Source organism: Microbacterium sp. ET2 (assembly GCF_030347395.1).
Taxonomy (GTDB): Bacteria; Actinomycetota; Actinomycetes; order Actinomycetales; family Microbacteriaceae; genus Microbacterium; species Microbacterium albipurpureum.
Window position 1 is genome coordinate 1,714,769 of sequence record NZ_CP128170.1, and the last position, 17,133, is coordinate 1,731,901.

General features: G+C 71.3%; 11 protein-coding genes. 6 read left to right on the top strand and 5 right to left on the bottom strand.

Annotated elements, in window-relative coordinates:
* Positions 1-188 precede the first annotated feature (188 nt).
* Positions 189-2,750 carry a DEAD/DEAH box helicase gene (locus tag QSU92_RS08250; protein WP_289265696.1) on the bottom strand — a complete coding sequence of 854 codons (2,562 nt, stop codon included), beginning with the start codon at positions 2,748-2,750 and terminating at the stop codon, positions 189-191.
* Between the two features lie 110 nt (positions 2,751-2,860).
* On the opposite strand from QSU92_RS08250, the gene QSU92_RS08255 reads away from it, so the two are divergent.
* Positions 2,861-3,181 carry a GNAT family N-acetyltransferase gene (locus QSU92_RS08255; protein WP_289265697.1) on the top strand — a complete coding sequence of 107 codons (321 nt, stop codon included), beginning with the start codon at positions 2,861-2,863 and terminating at the stop codon, positions 3,179-3,181.
* On the top strand, positions 3,178-4,206 hold the full coding sequence (locus QSU92_RS08260; RefSeq protein WP_289265698.1) for a pirin family protein: 1,029 nt from the start codon (positions 3,178-3,180) through the stop codon (positions 4,204-4,206). Before QSU92_RS08255 ends, QSU92_RS08260 begins: the two co-directional genes overlap by 4 nt.
* A gap of 98 nt (positions 4,207-4,304) precedes the next feature.
* Here the strand turns inward: QSU92_RS08260 and QSU92_RS08265 are convergent, their stop codons facing one another.
* Positions 4,305-7,889, bottom strand: coding sequence for a S8 family serine peptidase (locus QSU92_RS08265; protein ID WP_289265699.1), 3,585 nt, complete (start codon positions 7,887-7,889; stop codon positions 4,305-4,307).
* A 141-nt stretch (positions 7,890-8,030) separates the two neighbouring features.
* On the opposite strand from QSU92_RS08265, the gene QSU92_RS08270 reads away from it, so the two are divergent.
* Positions 8,031-8,600 (top strand): ECF transporter S component, encoded by a 570-nt coding sequence (locus QSU92_RS08270; RefSeq protein WP_289265700.1) that lies wholly within the window; start codon positions 8,031-8,033, stop codon positions 8,598-8,600.
* On the opposite strand, the gene QSU92_RS08275 is transcribed toward QSU92_RS08270, so the two are convergent.
* The gene (locus QSU92_RS08275; RefSeq protein ID WP_289265701.1) at positions 8,576-9,931 is read right to left on the bottom strand and encodes a D-alanyl-D-alanine carboxypeptidase family protein; all 1,356 of its coding nucleotides are present in this window, start codon (positions 9,929-9,931) and stop codon (positions 8,576-8,578) included. The genes QSU92_RS08270 and QSU92_RS08275 overlap by 25 nt on opposite strands.
* Before the next feature lie 275 nt (positions 9,932-10,206).
* Here QSU92_RS08275 and QSU92_RS08280 point away from each other — a divergent pair, with 275 nt between their 5' ends.
* Both QSU92_RS08280 and QSU92_RS08285 read left to right on the top strand, forming a co-directional pair.
* Positions 10,207-12,213 (top strand): ATP-binding cassette domain-containing protein, encoded by a 2,007-nt coding sequence (locus QSU92_RS08280; RefSeq protein ID WP_289265702.1) that lies wholly within the window; start codon positions 10,207-10,209, stop codon positions 12,211-12,213.
* Positions 12,210-13,040, top strand: coding sequence for an energy-coupling factor transporter transmembrane component T family protein (locus QSU92_RS08285; RefSeq protein ID WP_289265703.1), 831 nt, complete (start codon positions 12,210-12,212; stop codon positions 13,038-13,040). The genes QSU92_RS08280 and QSU92_RS08285 overlap by 4 nt, the downstream gene beginning before the upstream one ends.
* A gap of 130 nt (positions 13,041-13,170) precedes the next feature.
* Here QSU92_RS08285 and QSU92_RS08290 read toward each other — a convergent pair whose 3' ends face one another.
* Both QSU92_RS08290 and QSU92_RS08295 read right to left on the bottom strand, forming a co-directional pair.
* Positions 13,171-14,334 (bottom strand): acyl-CoA dehydrogenase family protein, encoded by a 1,164-nt coding sequence (locus tag QSU92_RS08290; protein WP_289265704.1) that lies wholly within the window; start codon positions 14,332-14,334, stop codon positions 13,171-13,173.
* Positions 14,335-14,456: 122 nt separating this feature from the next.
* Positions 14,457-15,524 carry a M15 family metallopeptidase gene (locus QSU92_RS08295; protein ID WP_289265705.1) on the bottom strand — a complete coding sequence of 356 codons (1,068 nt, stop codon included), beginning with the start codon at positions 15,522-15,524 and terminating at the stop codon, positions 14,457-14,459.
* Positions 15,525-15,780: 256 nt separating this feature from the next.
* Here QSU92_RS08295 and QSU92_RS08300 point away from each other — a divergent pair, with 256 nt between their 5' ends.
* The gene (locus tag QSU92_RS08300) at positions 15,781-16,917 is read left to right on the top strand and encodes an Rv2578c family radical SAM protein (protein WP_289265706.1); all 1,137 of its coding nucleotides are present in this window, start codon (positions 15,781-15,783) and stop codon (positions 16,915-16,917) included.
* Positions 16,918-17,133 lie beyond the last annotated feature (216 nt).

Consider the following 17,133-nt stretch of genomic DNA (forward strand, 5'->3'; position numbering starts at 1 on the left):
CCATTCCCAACCCCGGCGAGATCGCGTTCGACGCCACCGGCATTACCAGCGCCCTGATGTCGTCTCGGTGCCGCTGCTGCAACTCACCTACGACGACAAGAGCGGCAGATTCCCGTGGGAGAAGGGCTACGCGAACACCCCCGGGATGCAGCCGCGACCCGGGCAGTGGCATGCGTAAGTCCGGCGGATCAGAGGCGCACGGCTTCGGTCACGCGAACCACCGCGGTGCCTTCGGCGACGGATGCCTCGAGGTCGACCTCGGCGCGGATGCGCCAGTCATGGTGTCCGGCCGGATCGTCGATCGTCTGCTCGACCGCCCAGCGACCCTCGGCAGCGTCGGTCTCGTCGATCGTCACCAGCGCGGACGAACGGGCGGAGCCCCCGGTGAGGATCTCGTCGTGCTCGTCGAAGTACTCGTCGAGCACGGTCGGCCAGTCGACGTCGGGGTCGAGCGCGACGAGTTCGTCGTCTCGCTGCAGCGCGGCCAGCTGAACGCGGCGGAACAGCTCGTTGCGCACCAGAACGACGAACGCCCGCCGATTGGTGAGGATCGACGGGGGCGCCGGCGGAACGACGGGCGCGTCGGGGTCGGCGGCCGGATTGATCAGCGCCTCCCACTCGTCGACGAGACTCGAGTCCACCTGACGCACCAGCTCGCCGAGCCAGGCGATGAGATCGAGCAGATCCGGGGTCTGTGCTTCCGCGGGAACGGTCTGACGGATCGCCCGATAGGCGTCGCTGAGGTAGCGGAGGACGAGGCCCTCGCTGCGACCGAGCTGGTAGAAGGTGACGAACTCGGCGAAGGACAGGGCGCGCTCGAACATGTCGCGGACGACCGATTTGGGCGACAGGGCGAAGTCGCGCACCCACGGTTGGCTCGAGGCGAACACCTCGAAGGTCTGCTCCAGCAGCTCGGCGAGGGGCTTCGGGTAGGTGATCTCCTCGAGCGCGGCCATGCGGTCGTCGTACTCGACGCCCTCCCGTTTCATCGCCGCGACCGCCTCGCCGCGCGCCCGGAACTCCTGCTGCGAGAGGATCGGCCGCGGATCGTCGAGGGTGGCCTCGATCACGCTCACCACGTCGAGGGCGTAGTGGCCGGTCCCCGCGGTGTGCGCAGCGTCACCCTTGTCGGCGGCCTCGGCGCTCGGGCGGGGGGCTCGACCCTGCTCGACAGAAGGATCGAGCACCTCGATCGCTGCGAGCGCGAACGGGGACAGGGGCTGATTGAGGGCGAAGTTCGGCTGCAGGTCGACCGTGAGACGAATGGCACCGCCCGGGCGCTCCACCACGACGATGCCGGCGACGACGAGCGTGCGGAAGATCGCCAGCGCGCGACGTGCGAGCGCGAGCTGACGAACGCGCGGCTCGTGATTGTCGAAGACGAGGCTGCGCACATGCGCGAAGACGTCGCCGCCGCGGGCGACGACGTTGATGAGCATCGCCGCGGTCAGCTGCAGGTGCGGGACGAGGGGCTCGGGTTCGGCGGCGACGAGCCGCTCGAACGACGCCTCTCCCCAGTTGACGAACCCCTGCGGAGCCTTCTTGCGGACGACCTTCCGCTGCTTCTTGGGATCGGACCCCGCCTTGGCGACAGCCGCTGCGTTCTCGATCTCATGCTCGGGCGCCATCACCACCACGGTGCCCGCGGTGTCGAATCCGGCCCGGCCCGCCCGACCCGCGATCTGGTGGAACTCGCGGGCGCTGAGGTGTCGCATCCGCTGCCCGTCGTACTTGGTCAGCGCCGTGAGCACCACCGTGCGGATCGGCACGTTGATGCCGACACCGAGGGTGTCGGTGCCGCAGATGACCCGCAGCAGCCCACGCTGGGCGAGGGTCTCGACCAGTCGCCGGTATCGCGGCAGCATCCCGGCGTGGTGCACGCCGATGCCTGCGCGCACGAGGCGCGAAAGAGTCTTTCCGAACCCGGTCGTGAATCGGAACCCGCCTATCGCCTCTGCGATCTCGTCGCGACGTTCCCGCGAGACGATCCGGACGCTCGACAGCGCCTGGGCTCGCTCCATCGCCGCCGCCTGCGAGAAATGCACGATGTAGATCGGCGCCTTCTGGTCGGACAGCAGCTCTTCGACGATCTCGTGCGCCGGCGATCGCGAGTAGGAGTAGTCGAGAGGGACCGGCCGGTCGACCCCGGTGATCTCGGCCACCTCGCGTCCGGTGCGTCGGCGCAGGTCAGTGGAGATCTCGGAGGTGTCGCCGAGGGTGGCCGACATGAGGACGAACTGTGCGCGTGGCAGCAGCAGCAGGGGCACCTGCCATGCCCAGCCCCGATCGGGATCGCCGTAGTAGTGGAACTCGTCCATCACGACCTGGTCCACCGCGGCATCCGACCCCTGCCGCAGGGCGAGGTTGGCCAGGATCTCGGCTGTGCAGCACACGATCGGGGCGTCGGGATTCACCGAGGAGTCACCGGTGACCATGCCGACCTTCTCCGCGCCGAAGATGTCCACCAGGGCGAAGAACTTCTCGCTCACGAGGGCTTTGATCGGGGCGGTGTAATACGTCCGGCCGCCGCGGGCGAGCGCGATCGCGTGGGCTGCGACGGCGACGAGCGACTTCCCTGTGCCCGTCGGAGTGGACAGGATCACGTGGGCACCCGACACCAGCTCGATGACCGCCTCGTCCTGGGCGGGGTAAAGGGCCAGCCCGCGCTCGGCCGCCCACGCGGCGAATCCCTCGTACGCCGCATCCGGATCGGCGCCGGGCGGGACGGCTTCGAGCAGCGAAAGGGGCATCCAGCGAGTCTGCCTGATGCGCGCGCCGTGTGGCGCCCCGCGGCGCGACGTCGTCCTCGCGGAATGCCCACGACGCGGCATAGGTTGAGAGGCACGACGGAAGGACACCCGTGGGCAACGAGACCGACACCGACAGCATCAGCGTCACCCGCAACGATGAGGCGGGCCGCTACGAGATACACGTCGGCGACGCGCTCGGCGGATTCTCGCAGTTCGTCACCGACTCCCGCGGTCGCGAGCTGTTCATCCACACCGAGATCGACGAGGCCTTCGCCGGGCGCGGGCTGGGTGGCACCCTCGTCGGACAGGCGATGGCGGATGCCGCGGCGCGCGGTGTCACGGTCGTGCCCCGCTGCCCATTCGTCGCCCGTTGGCTCGGCAAGCATGAGGTTGCCGACCTCCAGGTCGACTGGCCGGAACCCCGGCCATGACACGCCTCGACGCATCGGCGCCGGGGACAGCGGGCGGCCTCGATGCTTCCGCCGAACTGTCCGCGTCGGTGGAGTGCGACGGCCCCAGGGCGCTGCTGCTCGAGTCGCGCGAGGTGCCGCTCGGCGGCGTACGAGGGATGGAGGTCCACCGGGCCCTCCCCCAGCGCGATCTGCCCCTCGTCGGGGCGTGGTGCTTCCTGGACCGGTTCGGTCCGCAGGAGACCATGATGCGGGTGGAACCCCACCCGCACATCGGGCTGCAGACGGTGACGTGGCCCCTCGTCGGCGAGGTGCGCCACCGCGACTCGGTCGGCAGCGACGTCGTGGTCCGCCGCGGCGCGTTGAACCTCATGACGAGCGGTGCGGGGATCTCTCACTCGGAGTACTCCCTCGGCGACGGTCCGACCGCACTGGACGCCCTTCAGCTGTGGGTCGCCCTTCCCGAGTCGCGCCGGCACGGCGCCCCCGACTTCGAGCGGCACGAGTCGCTGCCGACCCTCCGCTTGGAAGCCACGACGGGCACCGACGGTGAAGCGACCGTCGTGATGGGGAGCCTCGGCGGGGTGGCATCACCGGCGAGCGCCTTCACCCCGATCGTCGGCGCCGAGATCCGCATCCCCGCGGGGTCGCGGGTCCGCGTGCCCCTGCGCGAGGAATGGGAGCACGCCGTCCTCGGTCTTGAGGGAGAGGTCGAGGTGTTCGACGTCGTCGACGAGCCCGAGCGTCGCGCCGCGGCATCCGTCGACGATCGCCACCTGCTGTACCTCGGAACCCACCGGCGCGAGATCGAGCTTTCCAGCACGGTCGACGCCACTGTCTTCCTCCTCGGTGGCGAGCCGTTCGAGGACGAGATCGTCATGTGGTGGAACTTCGTCGGTCGCTCGCACGAGGAGATCGTGGATGCGCGCGAGGCCTGGCAGGCACGCGGCGACCGCTTCGGTCGGGTGATCGATCACGGCGACGAGTGGATCCCCGCCCCACCGCTCCCCGCCGTACGCCTGACCCGCCGGCACCGTCGGGTGTAGCGCGGGGACGCACCTGTCCCCCTGATCCTGGAACGCCGACGGCGCCCGGACCGAAGCCCGGGCGCCGTCGTCTTTCAGAGCGTCGTCACACCCCCGCGTCAGCGGAGCACGAGGAACCCGGAGAGTCCCGTCGAGGTCTCGACCGTGTCACTGCCGCCGTACTGCGCGACCACGACATGCACGCCGCGGTTCTGCTTGGGAAGCGGGAAGGCGACCTGGCCGTCCACAAGGGTGCCGGTGTACTTCTTCGCGTCCACGAAGAGGGTCACGTCGCCCTCGGGTACGACGCCGTTCCGGGCCGAAACCGTCACGGTGGCGACGAACTCCTGGGAGCTCGATCCGACGTAGCGGTTCAGGCTCACCCGCGTGTCGGAGGCCACCTTGACGAACACCTCGGCGCTCGTCGCGGTACCGGGGTTGATGTTCCCCTCGGCGGTGGCGGTGACGCGCACCGAGAGGGCCGCCCCCTGATCATCGCGGGTCACGCGGTAGCGGTCGGAGGTCGCCCCCTCGATCGGCTCACCATTGCGCAGCCACTGGTAGGCGACGGTCACCTCGGCCGGGTCCCATGTGCCCGGGTCGGCGGTCAGGGTGCGTCCGATCTTCGGGGTCCCGCTGATCGAGGGAGCCTCGACCGCGACCGGAGCCGCGGCCCCCGGGTCGACCTCGACGACCGTCCGCACCGCCGAGTCGCCGTAGCCGACGACACCGAGGTAGCGCGTGCCGGGCTCCAGGCCCGACCACGAGACGGTGTACGTGGCGGCCACGCCCTGCTGCACGGGCAGCGGGTTGGGCGTCGCGGTGAACGAACCGGCGCCACCGGGGGTGACGACCGCCGAGGTGAGGTCCCACGTCAGCGGCTGGGTGATCGAGTACATGTTCGCGATGACGAGGTACGTGCCCGCCTCGGGGTCGTCCAGGCTCACCTGCTCATCGGCCGAGGCCGTCGCCGACGTCCACGACTCGTAGTAGCGGAGGTCATCCGGCGCGACCACGCGGTACACGAACAGGTCGAGGTCGCTGCCCTCGTCATCCGACGAGTCCAGCTTCCACTGCGCGAGCGTCGCTCCCTCGGCCACGTCGACGATCCACGCGATGTCGCCGTTCTCGTCGCCGGAGTTCTCGTCTCCGGTGTGCCCCTCGACGGGGTTCGCGGGGTCGGTGAGCAGGCTCACCGGCGCGAGGCCCGAGAGGTTCAGCGCGAGGTCGCCGGTCACACCGGGCGTGATGGTCACGTCGGCGCTGCCGGTGATCCCCTCGCCCGACACGGTCGCCGGAGCATCCGCCGTCACGGGCTGCACCGCGAGCGGCGAGCGCGCGGTGGTGCCGTCGCCGCCGGTCCAGGTGAGGAAGCCCGTCGCCCACTGCTCGACCGGAGCCGAGGCGTTGGAGATCGTCACCGAGAACGACTGGCTCTCGCCTGCCGCCCCGAAGGTGAGGGTCGACGGCTCGACCGAGACATCGACGCCGGGAACCGACGCATCCATCGTGTACGTGCCTGGGCGCGTCGCGGTGAGGGTGCGGGTCACGGTCTGCTCGCTGGAGAGCGTGCCGATCGCGATCGAGGCGAGGTTCAGGTCGCTCGGGTCGATCGGCTCGACGCCGTCGAAGTCGCCGTTGCCGGTTCCCTCGATGAACGCCGCCCAGTCGGCCGGACCGTTGAGGTAGAGCACACCCGGGTCGAGGAACCGGCGCGCGTCGACCTGCCCGGCGCCCTGCGCGAACGGATCGGTGTTGGCCGAGCCGTCGGCGTTCACGGTGTTGTAGGCGGTGGTCATCATCGCCGACTTGACCTCGTCGGGCGTGGCCAGCGGGTTCTCGCTGAGGTACAGCGCGCCGAGGCCGGCGATGTGCGGCGCCGACATCGAGGTGCCGGAGAGCACGCCGTAGTCGGGGTTGCCGTCCGCGTCGTTCTGCACTGCGGCGAGAATCGCCACGCCGGGGGCGGCGATGTCGGGCTTCAGCACATCGCTGCCGTCAGCCAGCATCGGGCCACGGCTCGAGAAGCCCGCGACCTGCGGTACGGGAGTCTCGGTGCCGGTGATGTTGCCGCCGATGAGCGTCGCCGTCGGGTCGACGGTGCTCTGGACGTACTCCAGCAGCGCGGGGCGCGCGGCGGCGTCCAGGTGCACGGTCGGCACCGAGTGGAAGTCGTTGTCCAGCGACCCGGGGGTGACGTTGACCAGGATCATGCCGATCCCGCCTGCGGCGGCGACCTCCTGCGACTTCTCCACACGCGCGTTCACACCGCGGTCGCAGACGACGATCTTGCCCGCGGCCTGCGCGGGGTCGACGGTGTCGAGGAAGCACAGCGCGGCATCGGCGGCGTTCACACCCTCGGCGGGGATGTCGCCGGCGTACACGACCGGACCGGTGACCTCCTCGCCCTCCTGCACGGTGACCGATGCTCCGGCTTCCAGGTAGCCGTTCGGCAGCTGGACGCTGCCCTCCCACGTGGGGATCGTCGAAGCGGCGACCGTGGCGTACCAGGGTGCTGCGTGGTCGGCGGTCGACGCGTCGGGGCCGCTGTTGCCGGCGCTGACCGACACGAACACACCCGCGATGGCCGCGTTGAAGAACGAGATGTCGTCGGGCTGCAGGGTGGAGGATGCCGCGCCGCCGCCGATCGAGTAGTTGATGACGTCCACGCCGTCGGCCACCGCGGTGTCGATCGCGTCGAGCAGGTCGCTCAGGGCGCAGATGTCGTCGTCGGTGACGAGCGGGTCGGGTCCTGCCCAGCACGCCTTGTACGCCGAGACCTTCGCAGCGGGGGCGACACCGGAGATCGCGCCGAGGTCGATGCCCTCGATCGACGCGGCCACCTGGTCGTTGCCCGCAGCGGTCCCGGCGGTGTGCGAGCCGTGCCCGTCGTTGTCGCGCGGCGAGAGGTCCTCGGCCTCGAACGTGAAGCCGGCGGCGGCGGCGCCGTCGCCGAAGTAGCGCGCACCGATGAGCTTGGTCGAGTACGCCGACTCGTCCCAGGCCTCGCCGGTCACACGCTCCGCGCGGAACTGCGTGCCGTCGGCCTTGTCGAACACGACCTCGTTGCCCTCGAGGTATGGCTCTCCGGTACCCGGGGTCGTGCCCAGCGGGTCGCCGGCGAAGGAGGGGTTCTCGGGCGCGATGCCGGTGTCGATGACGCCGACGACGACACCCTCACCCGCGGCATCCACACCGCCGGTCTGCTCCCATACGCCGCCGGGCCCTTCGAGGCCGAGGAACTCGGTCGAGGGGACGGCGTCGGGGTGGTGGATCTCGTCGGGGTAGACGCCGATGACACCGTCGGTCCCGGCGACCTTCGCCGCCTGCTCGGGAGACATCTTCGCGCTGAAGCCGTTCAGGGTCAGCTGGTAGGTGGCCGCAGGGTCGACGCCGGTCTCGGCCGCGACATCCTGCTGCCGTTCGGCGAGGAATGTGGCGTACTCATCGACCGCCTGCGACTGGGTGTCGAGCTTCTCGCCCTCTTCGGGCTTGGTGGGCGCGAGGCCCGCCTCGCCGCCTTCATAGCTTGCGACCGGCTCCTCCTCGAGGAGCACGATGTACGAGCCTGTGGGGGAATCGATGGGAGTGGGGGGTGTCACCTCCTCCACGGGTGTCGCGGCATAGGCGCCGGTTGCTGCGGACCCGGTGAACAGGGCGGCGAGTGTGACGACCGCGGCTGCTCGCACGGAGGATCGACCCATAGAGGCTCCCAACGAGGATGGTGTAGAGCGAGGCGTACGCGGCGTCTTCGGCGCGCACGTCGGGCTAACGTAACTCACAGGTGAAACTCAGAGAACGTATTCCAGATGAGAACTCGATGAGATCCGCCCTACGCTGGAGAGGTGGCCCGAACCGCGCCTCTGACGACCCGCGTGCTGCTGACGTGCGCGGCGATCGGCGTGGCGACGGGTGTGCTGCAGGCCGGAGCCGGCGCGCTCAGCGGCGTGATCGTCGCGACCTGGCCGATCCTCTACGGCCTCGTCCTCGGCATCCATGTCCTTCCCGGAGTGATCGCGCAGGAGCTGCTGCGCCAGCCCTGGGTCGCCCTGCTGACGCATCTCATCGCCGCGCTCGTCGCAAGCGCCGTCGTGCCGGTGTGGATCGGACGATACGTCGGGACGGCGATCCTCATCGGCCTGCTCCAGGAGGGCGTGGCCGCCCTCACGCGTTATCGCCGATGGGAGCCGTGGCGCTTCTTCGTGTCGGCGGTCGTCGTGGGGGTCGTGATCGGCGCGGCGATCTGGTTCGCCGCCGATGTGACGCAGTTCCGCGAGTGGCAGCAGGTCGTCTACGTCACGCTCTTCGTCGCCGGTCCGATCGCCTGGACCGCGGTCGGGCTCGGAATCGGTCGCGCACTGCGCCGGGCCGGCGTGCGCCCGCGGGTTCCTCAGCCGCCGAGCTCGGAGGGGTGAGTCAGCCGCCACCACTCGGTGGGCGATTCGATCTCGCCCTCGATCACGACGTCGACGGTCGCCGTCCGAGGCCCAGCCGTCCAGGTGATCGTTCCGACGACCCCGCCGTCGGCGTAGGTCTCGGGGGTGCGGATGTCGGAGGTCACGGTGATCGGCGTGTCCGACCAGGTGCGGATGTCGACGCGCGACGCGGTCACCATCCGCGCCGCCCCACCCCACGGGGTCGTGACTTCTCCGAGTTCCTGACCGGCGCTGACCAGGGGTACGTCGCTAAAGCCCGCCTGGATGCTGCCGAGCAGCCGCAGCACGTCGCCGTTGACCGCGTCGCGGGATTCGCCTCCGAGCATCACGCCGACGACCGAAAGCGGCGTGCCCACGCCGACGTCGAGACGGGACGTGTAGAGGAAGGCGAACGTGCCGGCGCCGAGGTTGCCGGTCTTGAGCCCGGTGATGCCAGCCGTGCCGAGCAGGCCGTTGGTGTTGTTGACGTTGCCGGCGCTGCCGATCGTCGCCGACCGGGTGCCGACGATGCCCGCGATGTCGGAGTGCGCCGCGGCGATGCGCCCGAGCGCGATGAGGTCGGCGGGGGTGCTGGTGTTGCGCGGGCTGATGCCGGTCGGGTCGACCACGGTGGTCTGGGCGAGGCCGTGGTCGTCGAGCCAGGCGCGGGCGGCCGCGACGAAGCCGGCCCGTGACCCGAAGGCCCACGTCGAGACCACGTCGGCGTAGTTGCTGGCCGACGGGATGAGCATCGTCGCGAGCGCGCCGCGGAGGGTCATCGAACTGCCCGCGAGCATCGGCGCGATGGTGACGTTCTGCACGTAGTAGGCGTCGTAGAGGTCTTCGTCGGCGCCGTCGAACCACAGGGTCGGTCCCTGGTCATCGGGGCTCGCGAGCGGGTGGGCGTCGAGCACGACGAGCGCCGTGATGAGCTTGGTGATGCTCGCCATGGCCGCCGGCTCCTGCGGCCCCGAGGTCGCCCAGATGCCTGCCGCCTCCGCGCCGAGATACTCGTCCACGCCGGTGACGCTCACCGCCGATGACCCCTGTGCGGGGAGCGACAGCGACGCGGCGGCGGTGAGCGGGACGGCCGGTTCGGTGAACGTCGCCTCGGGAGCGGGCAGCGGAGCGGTCAGCGCCCAGGTCACGTACGCCGATGGCGCACCGATCACCAGGGCGAGGATCACCGCCGCGACCGTCCAGCCGATCCATCGTCGCCGCCCGCGGCGATCGGGATCGACGTCGGACAGTCCCTCGGGCGCCCGCGCCGCGTCGCGCATGAGCGCGTCGAAGTCGGCGAAGTCGCCTCGTTCGCCCAGTTCCGCCGTCACCGCTCCCCCTTCGGCTCCTCATGCTTACCCGCTCGCGCGGGAAAGCGCGAGTCCCGAGTTGTGGTCCGGCGGCCGCGTGTCCCCAACTCCTGCAATTTCGGCGCGGGGCGCCGGAAACAGGCGGTTTCAGCGGTGCTGCCTGCGAAAGTGCAGGAGTTCGGGACGATGCCGAGCGGAGCCGGCGTGATGGTCGCGCTGGTCGCAGCGTCGAGAGACCGCCGGTCGGACGAGGTTAGGGCAGGCTAAGTTGGGGGGTACCGAGCCAACGAGGACCCATGCCCGCCCACCCCTCCGACCACGCCGCCCCGCGCACCGCTCGGGACGACGCCCCGCGCCTCGTTCGCGCGCGGCATGTCGCGATCACGCACGAGGGGGCGCAGGCCGCAACCCCCGCCGCCGCGACGCTCGACGTCGCGCCGGGCGAGGTGGTGCTGCTTCTGGGGCCGAGCGGCTCGGGCAAGTCGAGCTTCACCCTGGCGCTGAACGGCCTGATCCCGCAGGCGATCCCCGCCGCGGTCGTCGGCGACCTCGAGGTCGGCGGACTCGACGTCCGCAGCACGCCGGTATCGACGCTGAGCACGCGTGTGGGGATGGTCTTCCAGGACCCCGACGCCCAGCTCGTCACCGGCACGCTTCTCGACGAGGTCGCTTTCGGCCCCGAGAACCTGCGCCTGTCGGTCGACGAGGTCCTCGACCGCGCCGAGGCGGCGCTTCGCCGCGTCGGACTCTGGGAACGGCGCCACGAGAACCCTGATCGGCTCTCCGGTGGCGGCCGGCAGCGCCTGGCGATCGCCTGCGCCCTGGCTCTGGGCTCGGCGCTCGTCGTCCTCGACGAGCCGACCGCCAACCTCGACCCGCGCGGGATCGACGAGGTCTACGCCGCGCTCGCCGACGTCGTCGCGGCGGGCGACCGCGCGATCCTGCTCGTCGAGCACAACCTCGACGCCGCCGTCGGCCTCGTCGACCGGGTCGTCGTCCTGGACGCCGAAGGGCGGCTGTTCGCCGAGGGCGCGACCGACGACGTGCTGCGCGCCCGCGCGGACGCGCTCCACGCGATGGGCGTCTGGCTTCCGGTCTCGACGCTCGCCGCACTGCGGCTGCGCTCCGCGGGGTATGCGCTGGACCCCCTTCCGCTGACGCCCGCCGAGCTGACCGCCGCGCTCGACGCGGCACCCTCCCCCCGCTCCGCGAGCGTTGCGCCCCCCACCAGCTCCCCGCTCCCCACCGCCTCCCCCCTCCCCACCACCTCCGCCTTCCCCACCGCCTCCCCCCTCCCCACCGCCTCCGCCTTCCCCACCGCCTCCCCGCTCCCGACCTCCTCCCCCCTCCACACGCGGACGATCGGTCCAACCGCGGACGATTCCGGGCGAAACGTCCGCCTCTCGGCCGAATCTCCTCGCCTCGACCGAGCGCTCGGCACAGCCGCCGCGGGCGCCGCACGCCCCCCGACCGGCCACCCCGCGACCCGGCCCGCCGCCACCCCGGCCGTCACGGTGCGCGACCTGACCATCCGACGTGGGGGCAGCGAAATCCTGCACGCCGTCGACCTCGACATCGCCGCGGGCGAGTTCGTCGCGATCGTCGGCGCCAACGGCGCCGGCAAGACCACACTGCTGCAGGCGATTGCGGGCGTCGTCCGTCCGCCGAAGGGAAGCGTCACCGTGGGCGGAACGGATGTCGCACGCGCCGACATCCGCACCCTCGCGCGCCGCGTGGGCTTCGTCTTCCAGAACCCCGAGCACCAGTTCATCACCCACACCGTGTTCGACGAGGTGGCGCACGGACTGCGTCTGCAGCGACTCCCTGACGACCAGGTCCGCGCACGGACGGCGGAGATCCTCGCCCGTTTCGGCCTGACCGACAAAGCCGCCACCCACCCGTTCCTCCTCTCGGGCGGGCAGAAGCGTCGCCTCTCGGTCGGCACGGCGCTCGTGACCGGCGCACCGGTGCTCGCCCTCGACGAGCCGACCTTCGGGCAGGATCGCGCCCGCGCCGACGAGCTGCTCGGCCTCCTCGGCGACCTGAACGCCAGCGGCACCACGGTCGTCGTCGTCTCGCACGACATGCAGCTCGTCGGCGAGCACGCCGACCGGGTCGTGGTGCTCGACGACGGACGCATCCGCGCCGCCGGGAGCCCCGCCGACATCCTCTCCGACCTCGCCCTGCTCGAGTCCACGGGTCTCGCCGCGCCGCCGCTCGCCCGCGCGATGACGGCGCTTCAGCGGCATCCGTCCCTTCGCCGGGTCACCCGCCTCGCCGACCTCCCCAGCGGTGCGTCGTGACGGTCACCGGCCCCGTCACCGCAGCGCAGGCGACCCGAGGGCGGTTCGACCCGTACGCCGAGCGCGTCCAGGCGTCACCGCTGCGCTTCCTGTACCGCATCAACCCGCTCGCGACGCTGCTCGCACCGGCACCGGCCATGCTGGGGCTGGTCTTCGTGCGGGATGCCGCGACGCCGGCCGCATTCGTTGCGCTGGCGTATGCGGTGCTGCTCGTCGGGGTGCGCTTCACGCCGCGTCTCGTCGGCTTCCTGCTCGCCATCCCGGCCTTCGCCGCGGTGCTGGCGCTGAGCTTCGCCCTCTGGACCGACCCCGACCGCGTCGACCAGAGCGTCGCCGTCTGGCGGATCGGCGACTGGACCCTGTACGGCGGTGCCCTCGAGGTGGGGGCGGCCACCGGCATCCGGATCGCCGCCATCGTCTCGCTCGCCCTCATCGCGGGGATGTCGGTCACCGGGCCCGACCTCGTCCGCGCGATGGTGCAGCAGCTGCGCGTGCCGTACCGCATCGGGTACACCGCGCTCGCGGCGTTCCGGTTCGTGCCGCGCTTTGGGTACGAACTCGAGGTGATCCGCCAGGCGCACCGGGTCCGCGGATCGCACGGCGGGCGGGGGCCGTTCGCCGCAGCACGCCGGTGGATCGGATACATCGTGCCGCTCCTGGCCGGCGCGATCCGGCACGCCGAGCGGGTGGCGCTGGCGATGGACTCCCGCGCCTTCGGCGCCTACCCCGACCGCACCGAGCGGCACCTCGTGCCCTGGCGCGCGCGCGACACGGTCTTCACGCTGGCGTTCTGGGCGGTCAGCGCTGCGCTCTTCGCGCTGCTGTGACGCCGCGCCTGCCGAGGCCGCGCGGCCGGCGGTGCGGCGCATCACACGACCACGCGGGAATCACACGTGCGCGCCCCTTTCCTGTGACATTGGTCGAATTCTGTGACCGAAGACAGGCGGATGCCGCGCCTCAGCGCTTCCCGGCGAGCTGGCGCCCGACGATCTCGCGCATGATCTCGTTCGTGCCGCCGTAGATGCGGTGCACGCGCGCGTCGAGGAACGCCCGGGCGATGGGGTACTCGGTGACGTAGCCGTAGCCCCCGTGGAGCTGCACGCAGGCGTCGAGCACCTCCCACTCGCGCTCGGTCGCCCAGAACTTCACTTTCGCGGCCTCTTCGGCGCTGAGCGTGCCGTCGCGGTATGCCAGGAGGGCTCGGTCGATGTAGGCCCACAGCGCGTCGACGGTCGTGGCGACATCCGCCATCTGGAACCGGGAGTTCTGGAAGTCGATGATCCGCTGCCCGAACGCCTCGCGGCTGCGGGTGTAGTCGAGGGTCCAGTCGAGCGCCGCCTGCGCGGCCGCCGCCCCGGCGACGCCGATCGACAGGCGCTCGAGCGGCAGGTTCATCATCAGCTGGATGAAGCCCTGCCCCTCGGTGCCACTGATGAGGTTCTCCTCGGGCACGAACACGTCGGTGAACGACAGCTCGGCGGTGTCGTGGCCGTGGAATCCCATCTTCTGCAGCTTCTTGCCGTGGTCGAAGCCCTCCGACGAGGTCTCGATGAGCAGCAGGCTGAACGCCTCGGGGCGGTTGCCCTCCCCCGTCTTGACGAACGTGACGACGACATCGGCGCTCGCACCGCTGGAGATGAACGTCTTCGCGCCGTTGACGACGTATCCGCCGTCGACCTTCTTCGCAGTGGTGGAGATGCCGCGCAGGTCGCTGCCGGCACCCGGTTCGCTCATGGCGAGGGCGCCGATGGTCTCGCCCGTGGCCATGCCGGGCAGCCACTTCTGCTTCTGCGCGTCGGTGCCCATGTGCACGAGGTAGGGCACGGCGAGGTCGTCCTGGATGCCCAGCGCTCCCGCGAGCGACCCGGCTCCCGCGGCGATGACCTCTTCGTTGACGATGGCGCGGAACCGGTAGTCCTGCAGCATCCCCGCGCCGCCGTACTCCTCGGGGACCGACAGACCCATGACACCGGCGTCACCCGCGGCACGGAGCGTCTCGCGGTCGATCTGGCCGTCGGCATCCCACTTCTCGCGCGCGGCGTTGGTGACGTAGCGCTTGCAGAACTCCCTGACGACGTGGCGGAACGCCTCGTGGTCCTCGTCGTAGATGTCGCGCTCCATGAGCGGCCTCCCTCTCTCGTCTTCGAGTGCGGGTCGCGCCGACCCTCAGTGTCACGAGCAAGGGTACTCAGTTTCATACCAGAGCGGATGCCGCGGCCCGGCCGGGCACGGATGGTGCGACCTCAGCCCGCGGGTGCGTAGGCCGGTGCTGCCGGGAGGCCGAAGAACTCCTCGAGCGTGGTGTACCCGCCCTCGCGCATCGCCGTAGCGATCTCGGGGCCGACGTAGCGGAGGTGCCAGGGTTCCGGGGCGTAGCCCGTGACATCCGTCCGCCCCTCCTGGTAGCGGACGATCCACCCGAACTGCCACGCGTTGTCGGCGACCCACGCGCCCTGCGAGGTCGCTGCGAGGTCGTCCAGGGTTCCGCACGATCCGTTCGCACACGGGACGACGTCGGCGGCGAGACCCGACTGGTGCTCGCTGTGACCGGGCCGGGCGCTGACGAGGTCGGCGCCCTCCACACCACGATCGGCGACCTGCACGCCGTACGAGGTCTGCTGCGTCGTGTACGACCGGTAGGCGCTCTGCAGCCCGATCTCGCCGGCGCCCGCGGCTGCGGCCGCCGACACCATCGCCGTGAGCGCCGCGGCCGCCTCGGGGGCGAGGGCGCCTTCGCCGATGTTGCGGACCCCGTCGGGGAAGACGACCGACCCGGGGGCCCAATCGATCGGAGCGAAGGGACGGATCTTGTTGACCACCACCCAGCTGAGGTTCGGGTCGTCGAGGCGGAGGCATGGCGCAGTACCGGCGACGACCGCCTCGCGGAAGAGCTGGGCTCCACCGACGGCGGCGATCGCCGCAGCCTCGTCCTGCGCGGCGAGCGCGGCGGTCACCGCGGGGTCGGTGCAGACATCCTGACCCGCGACCTGCTGCTGTTCCACGACGGGCAGATCGGTGGCGGGCACCGGCGCGAGGGGCGGTGGGGTGGCGGCCGCGGCGGTCGCCGGGGCGATGAGCGCGCTGAGCGGCGCAGGAGGCGTGGTCTCCGCAGGCGCCGCGACTGCCGGGGGCGGCTCCTCCGGAGCGAGGCGGGTGACGGCGGCGGTGACGCTCGCGCTGGAGCCGAGGACGAACACCGCGACGAGGGCGGCGGCGACCGGCACCGACGGCCAGCGGCGACGCCGCCTTCGCACATGCTGGGCCAGCGGAACACCCGGGCCGCCGAGTGCGGAGACACGCCTGGCCGGCACGGCCTCGTTCGCTCGCGTGGATACCGTCTCATCTGCCCGCGCCGGCGCAGCTTCCTTCCCCCACGGGCGCGCCGCATCGTTCACCCGCGCGCGCTCTCTGGCTTCGCGACGGGTGAGGGGAGGAGTGTGAGGAGGGGGCGCCTGCACCCGTTCATTCTTCCCTCATGAGCGCCGGCTGGCCAGCCCGCCCGGCGCGCTTTCGATGATCGATGCGCAGGAGCTTGACAGAGTTTCGAAGACGTGTTCACCTGGATGCATGCGTTGGCAGGGACAGCAGTTGGGCGTGGCGGATGCCGCGGCCCTGCCCGGCCTCGAGTATCTGAACGGCCTGGTGCGGTCGGTGACCACACCCGAGTTCGCGGGGATCACCTTCCACGAGGTGATGGCGAAGTCGGCACTGAACCGCGTGCCGGGGTCGTCGGCGATGCCCTTCGACTGGACGATCAACCCGTACCGCGGCTGCTCTCATGCGTGCTCCTATTGCTTCGCCCGGGGAACCCACGAGTACCTCGAGCTCGACGCGGGGAAGGACTTCGACTCGCAGATCGTCGTCAAGATCAACGCCGTCGAGGTGGTGCGCAGGGAGCTCGCAAAACCGACCTGGCTGCGCGACCCGGTGCAGCTCGGCACGAACACCGATCCATATCAGCGCGCCGAGGGCCGCTACCGGCTGATGCCCGGCATCATCGACGCCCTCACCGCGTCGGGGACGCCGTTCTCGATCCTGACGAAGGGCACGCTGCTTCGACGTGATCTGCCGCTGCTGGCCGACGCCGCGGCATCCGTCCCTGTCACCCTCGCGATGTCGATCGCCGTCTTCGACGACGCGCTGCAGGCAGCGCTCGAGCCGGGGACGCCGAGCGCCGCCGCGCGGCTCGACACCGTACGGGCGGCGGTGGACGCCGGATTCGCGGTGACGGTCTTCCTCATGCCGATCCTGCCGCACCTGACCGACTCGGTGGCGGCGATCGACGAGGCGCTTCGGCGCATCCGCGACGCGGGCGCGACGAGGGTCGTCTACGGCGCCCTGCACCTGCGCCCGGGGGCGAAGGAGTGGTTCCTGCAGTGGCTCGCGCGCGAGCGCCCGGAACTGGTCTCGTCGTACCGGGGGCTGTACCCGGGAGTCTCGGCGACCGCCCCGAAGGCCTACCGCACGTGGCTCGCGCGCCGGGTGCGCCCGCTGCTGCGCGCCTACGGACTGGAGGGCGGAGCGGAGGATGACGCGCACCCGCGCGCGACTCGGTATGCGGGGCTGGCGGGCGGCCCGGGCGCGGGGGGCACGCCGCTCTCGCATGAGGCCGCCGATCGCGCGCGGCTTGCCGCCACGGTGATGACGACGTCGCGCGGTCGGCGTGCCGCGTCTGCGCCTCCGGCGCAGCCGTCCCTCTTCTGAGCCTGCCGTCCCCCACCACGCCGCCGCGGATCAGGTCGCCGCCGCGCGCGCCGCCCCGGTCGCGCCGCCGCGCGCGCCGCCCCGGTCGCGCCGCCCCGGTCGCGCCGCCGCGCGCGCCGAACCACCCGAAACGCGACGAGCCACCCCGGGATGCGGGGTGGCTCGTCGTGAAGGCGGTGGCTCGACGCCCCGCGGGGCCGGACGAGGACTCGCCGG

Excerpts from the sequence above, each read along its gene's own strand:
- QSU92_RS08265 (WP_289265699.1), bottom strand. The coding sequence starts at position 7,889 with ATGGGTCGATCCTCCGTGCGAGCAGCCGCGGTCGTCACACTCGCCGCC.
- QSU92_RS08280 (WP_289265702.1), top strand. The coding sequence starts at position 10,207 with ATGCCCGCCCACCCCTCCGACCACGCCGCCCCGCGCACCGCTCGGGAC.
- QSU92_RS08300 (WP_289265706.1), top strand. The coding sequence starts at position 15,781 with ATGCGTTGGCAGGGACAGCAGTTGGGCGTGGCGGATGCCGCGGCCCTG.
- QSU92_RS08250 (WP_289265696.1), bottom strand. The coding sequence starts at position 2,750 with ATGCCCCTTTCGCTGCTCGAAGCCGTCCCGCCCGGCGCCGATCCGGAT.
- QSU92_RS08260 (WP_289265698.1), top strand. The coding sequence starts at position 3,178 with ATGACACGCCTCGACGCATCGGCGCCGGGGACAGCGGGCGGCCTCGAT.
- QSU92_RS08290 (WP_289265704.1), bottom strand. The coding sequence starts at position 14,334 with ATGGAGCGCGACATCTACGACGAGGACCACGAGGCGTTCCGCCACGTC.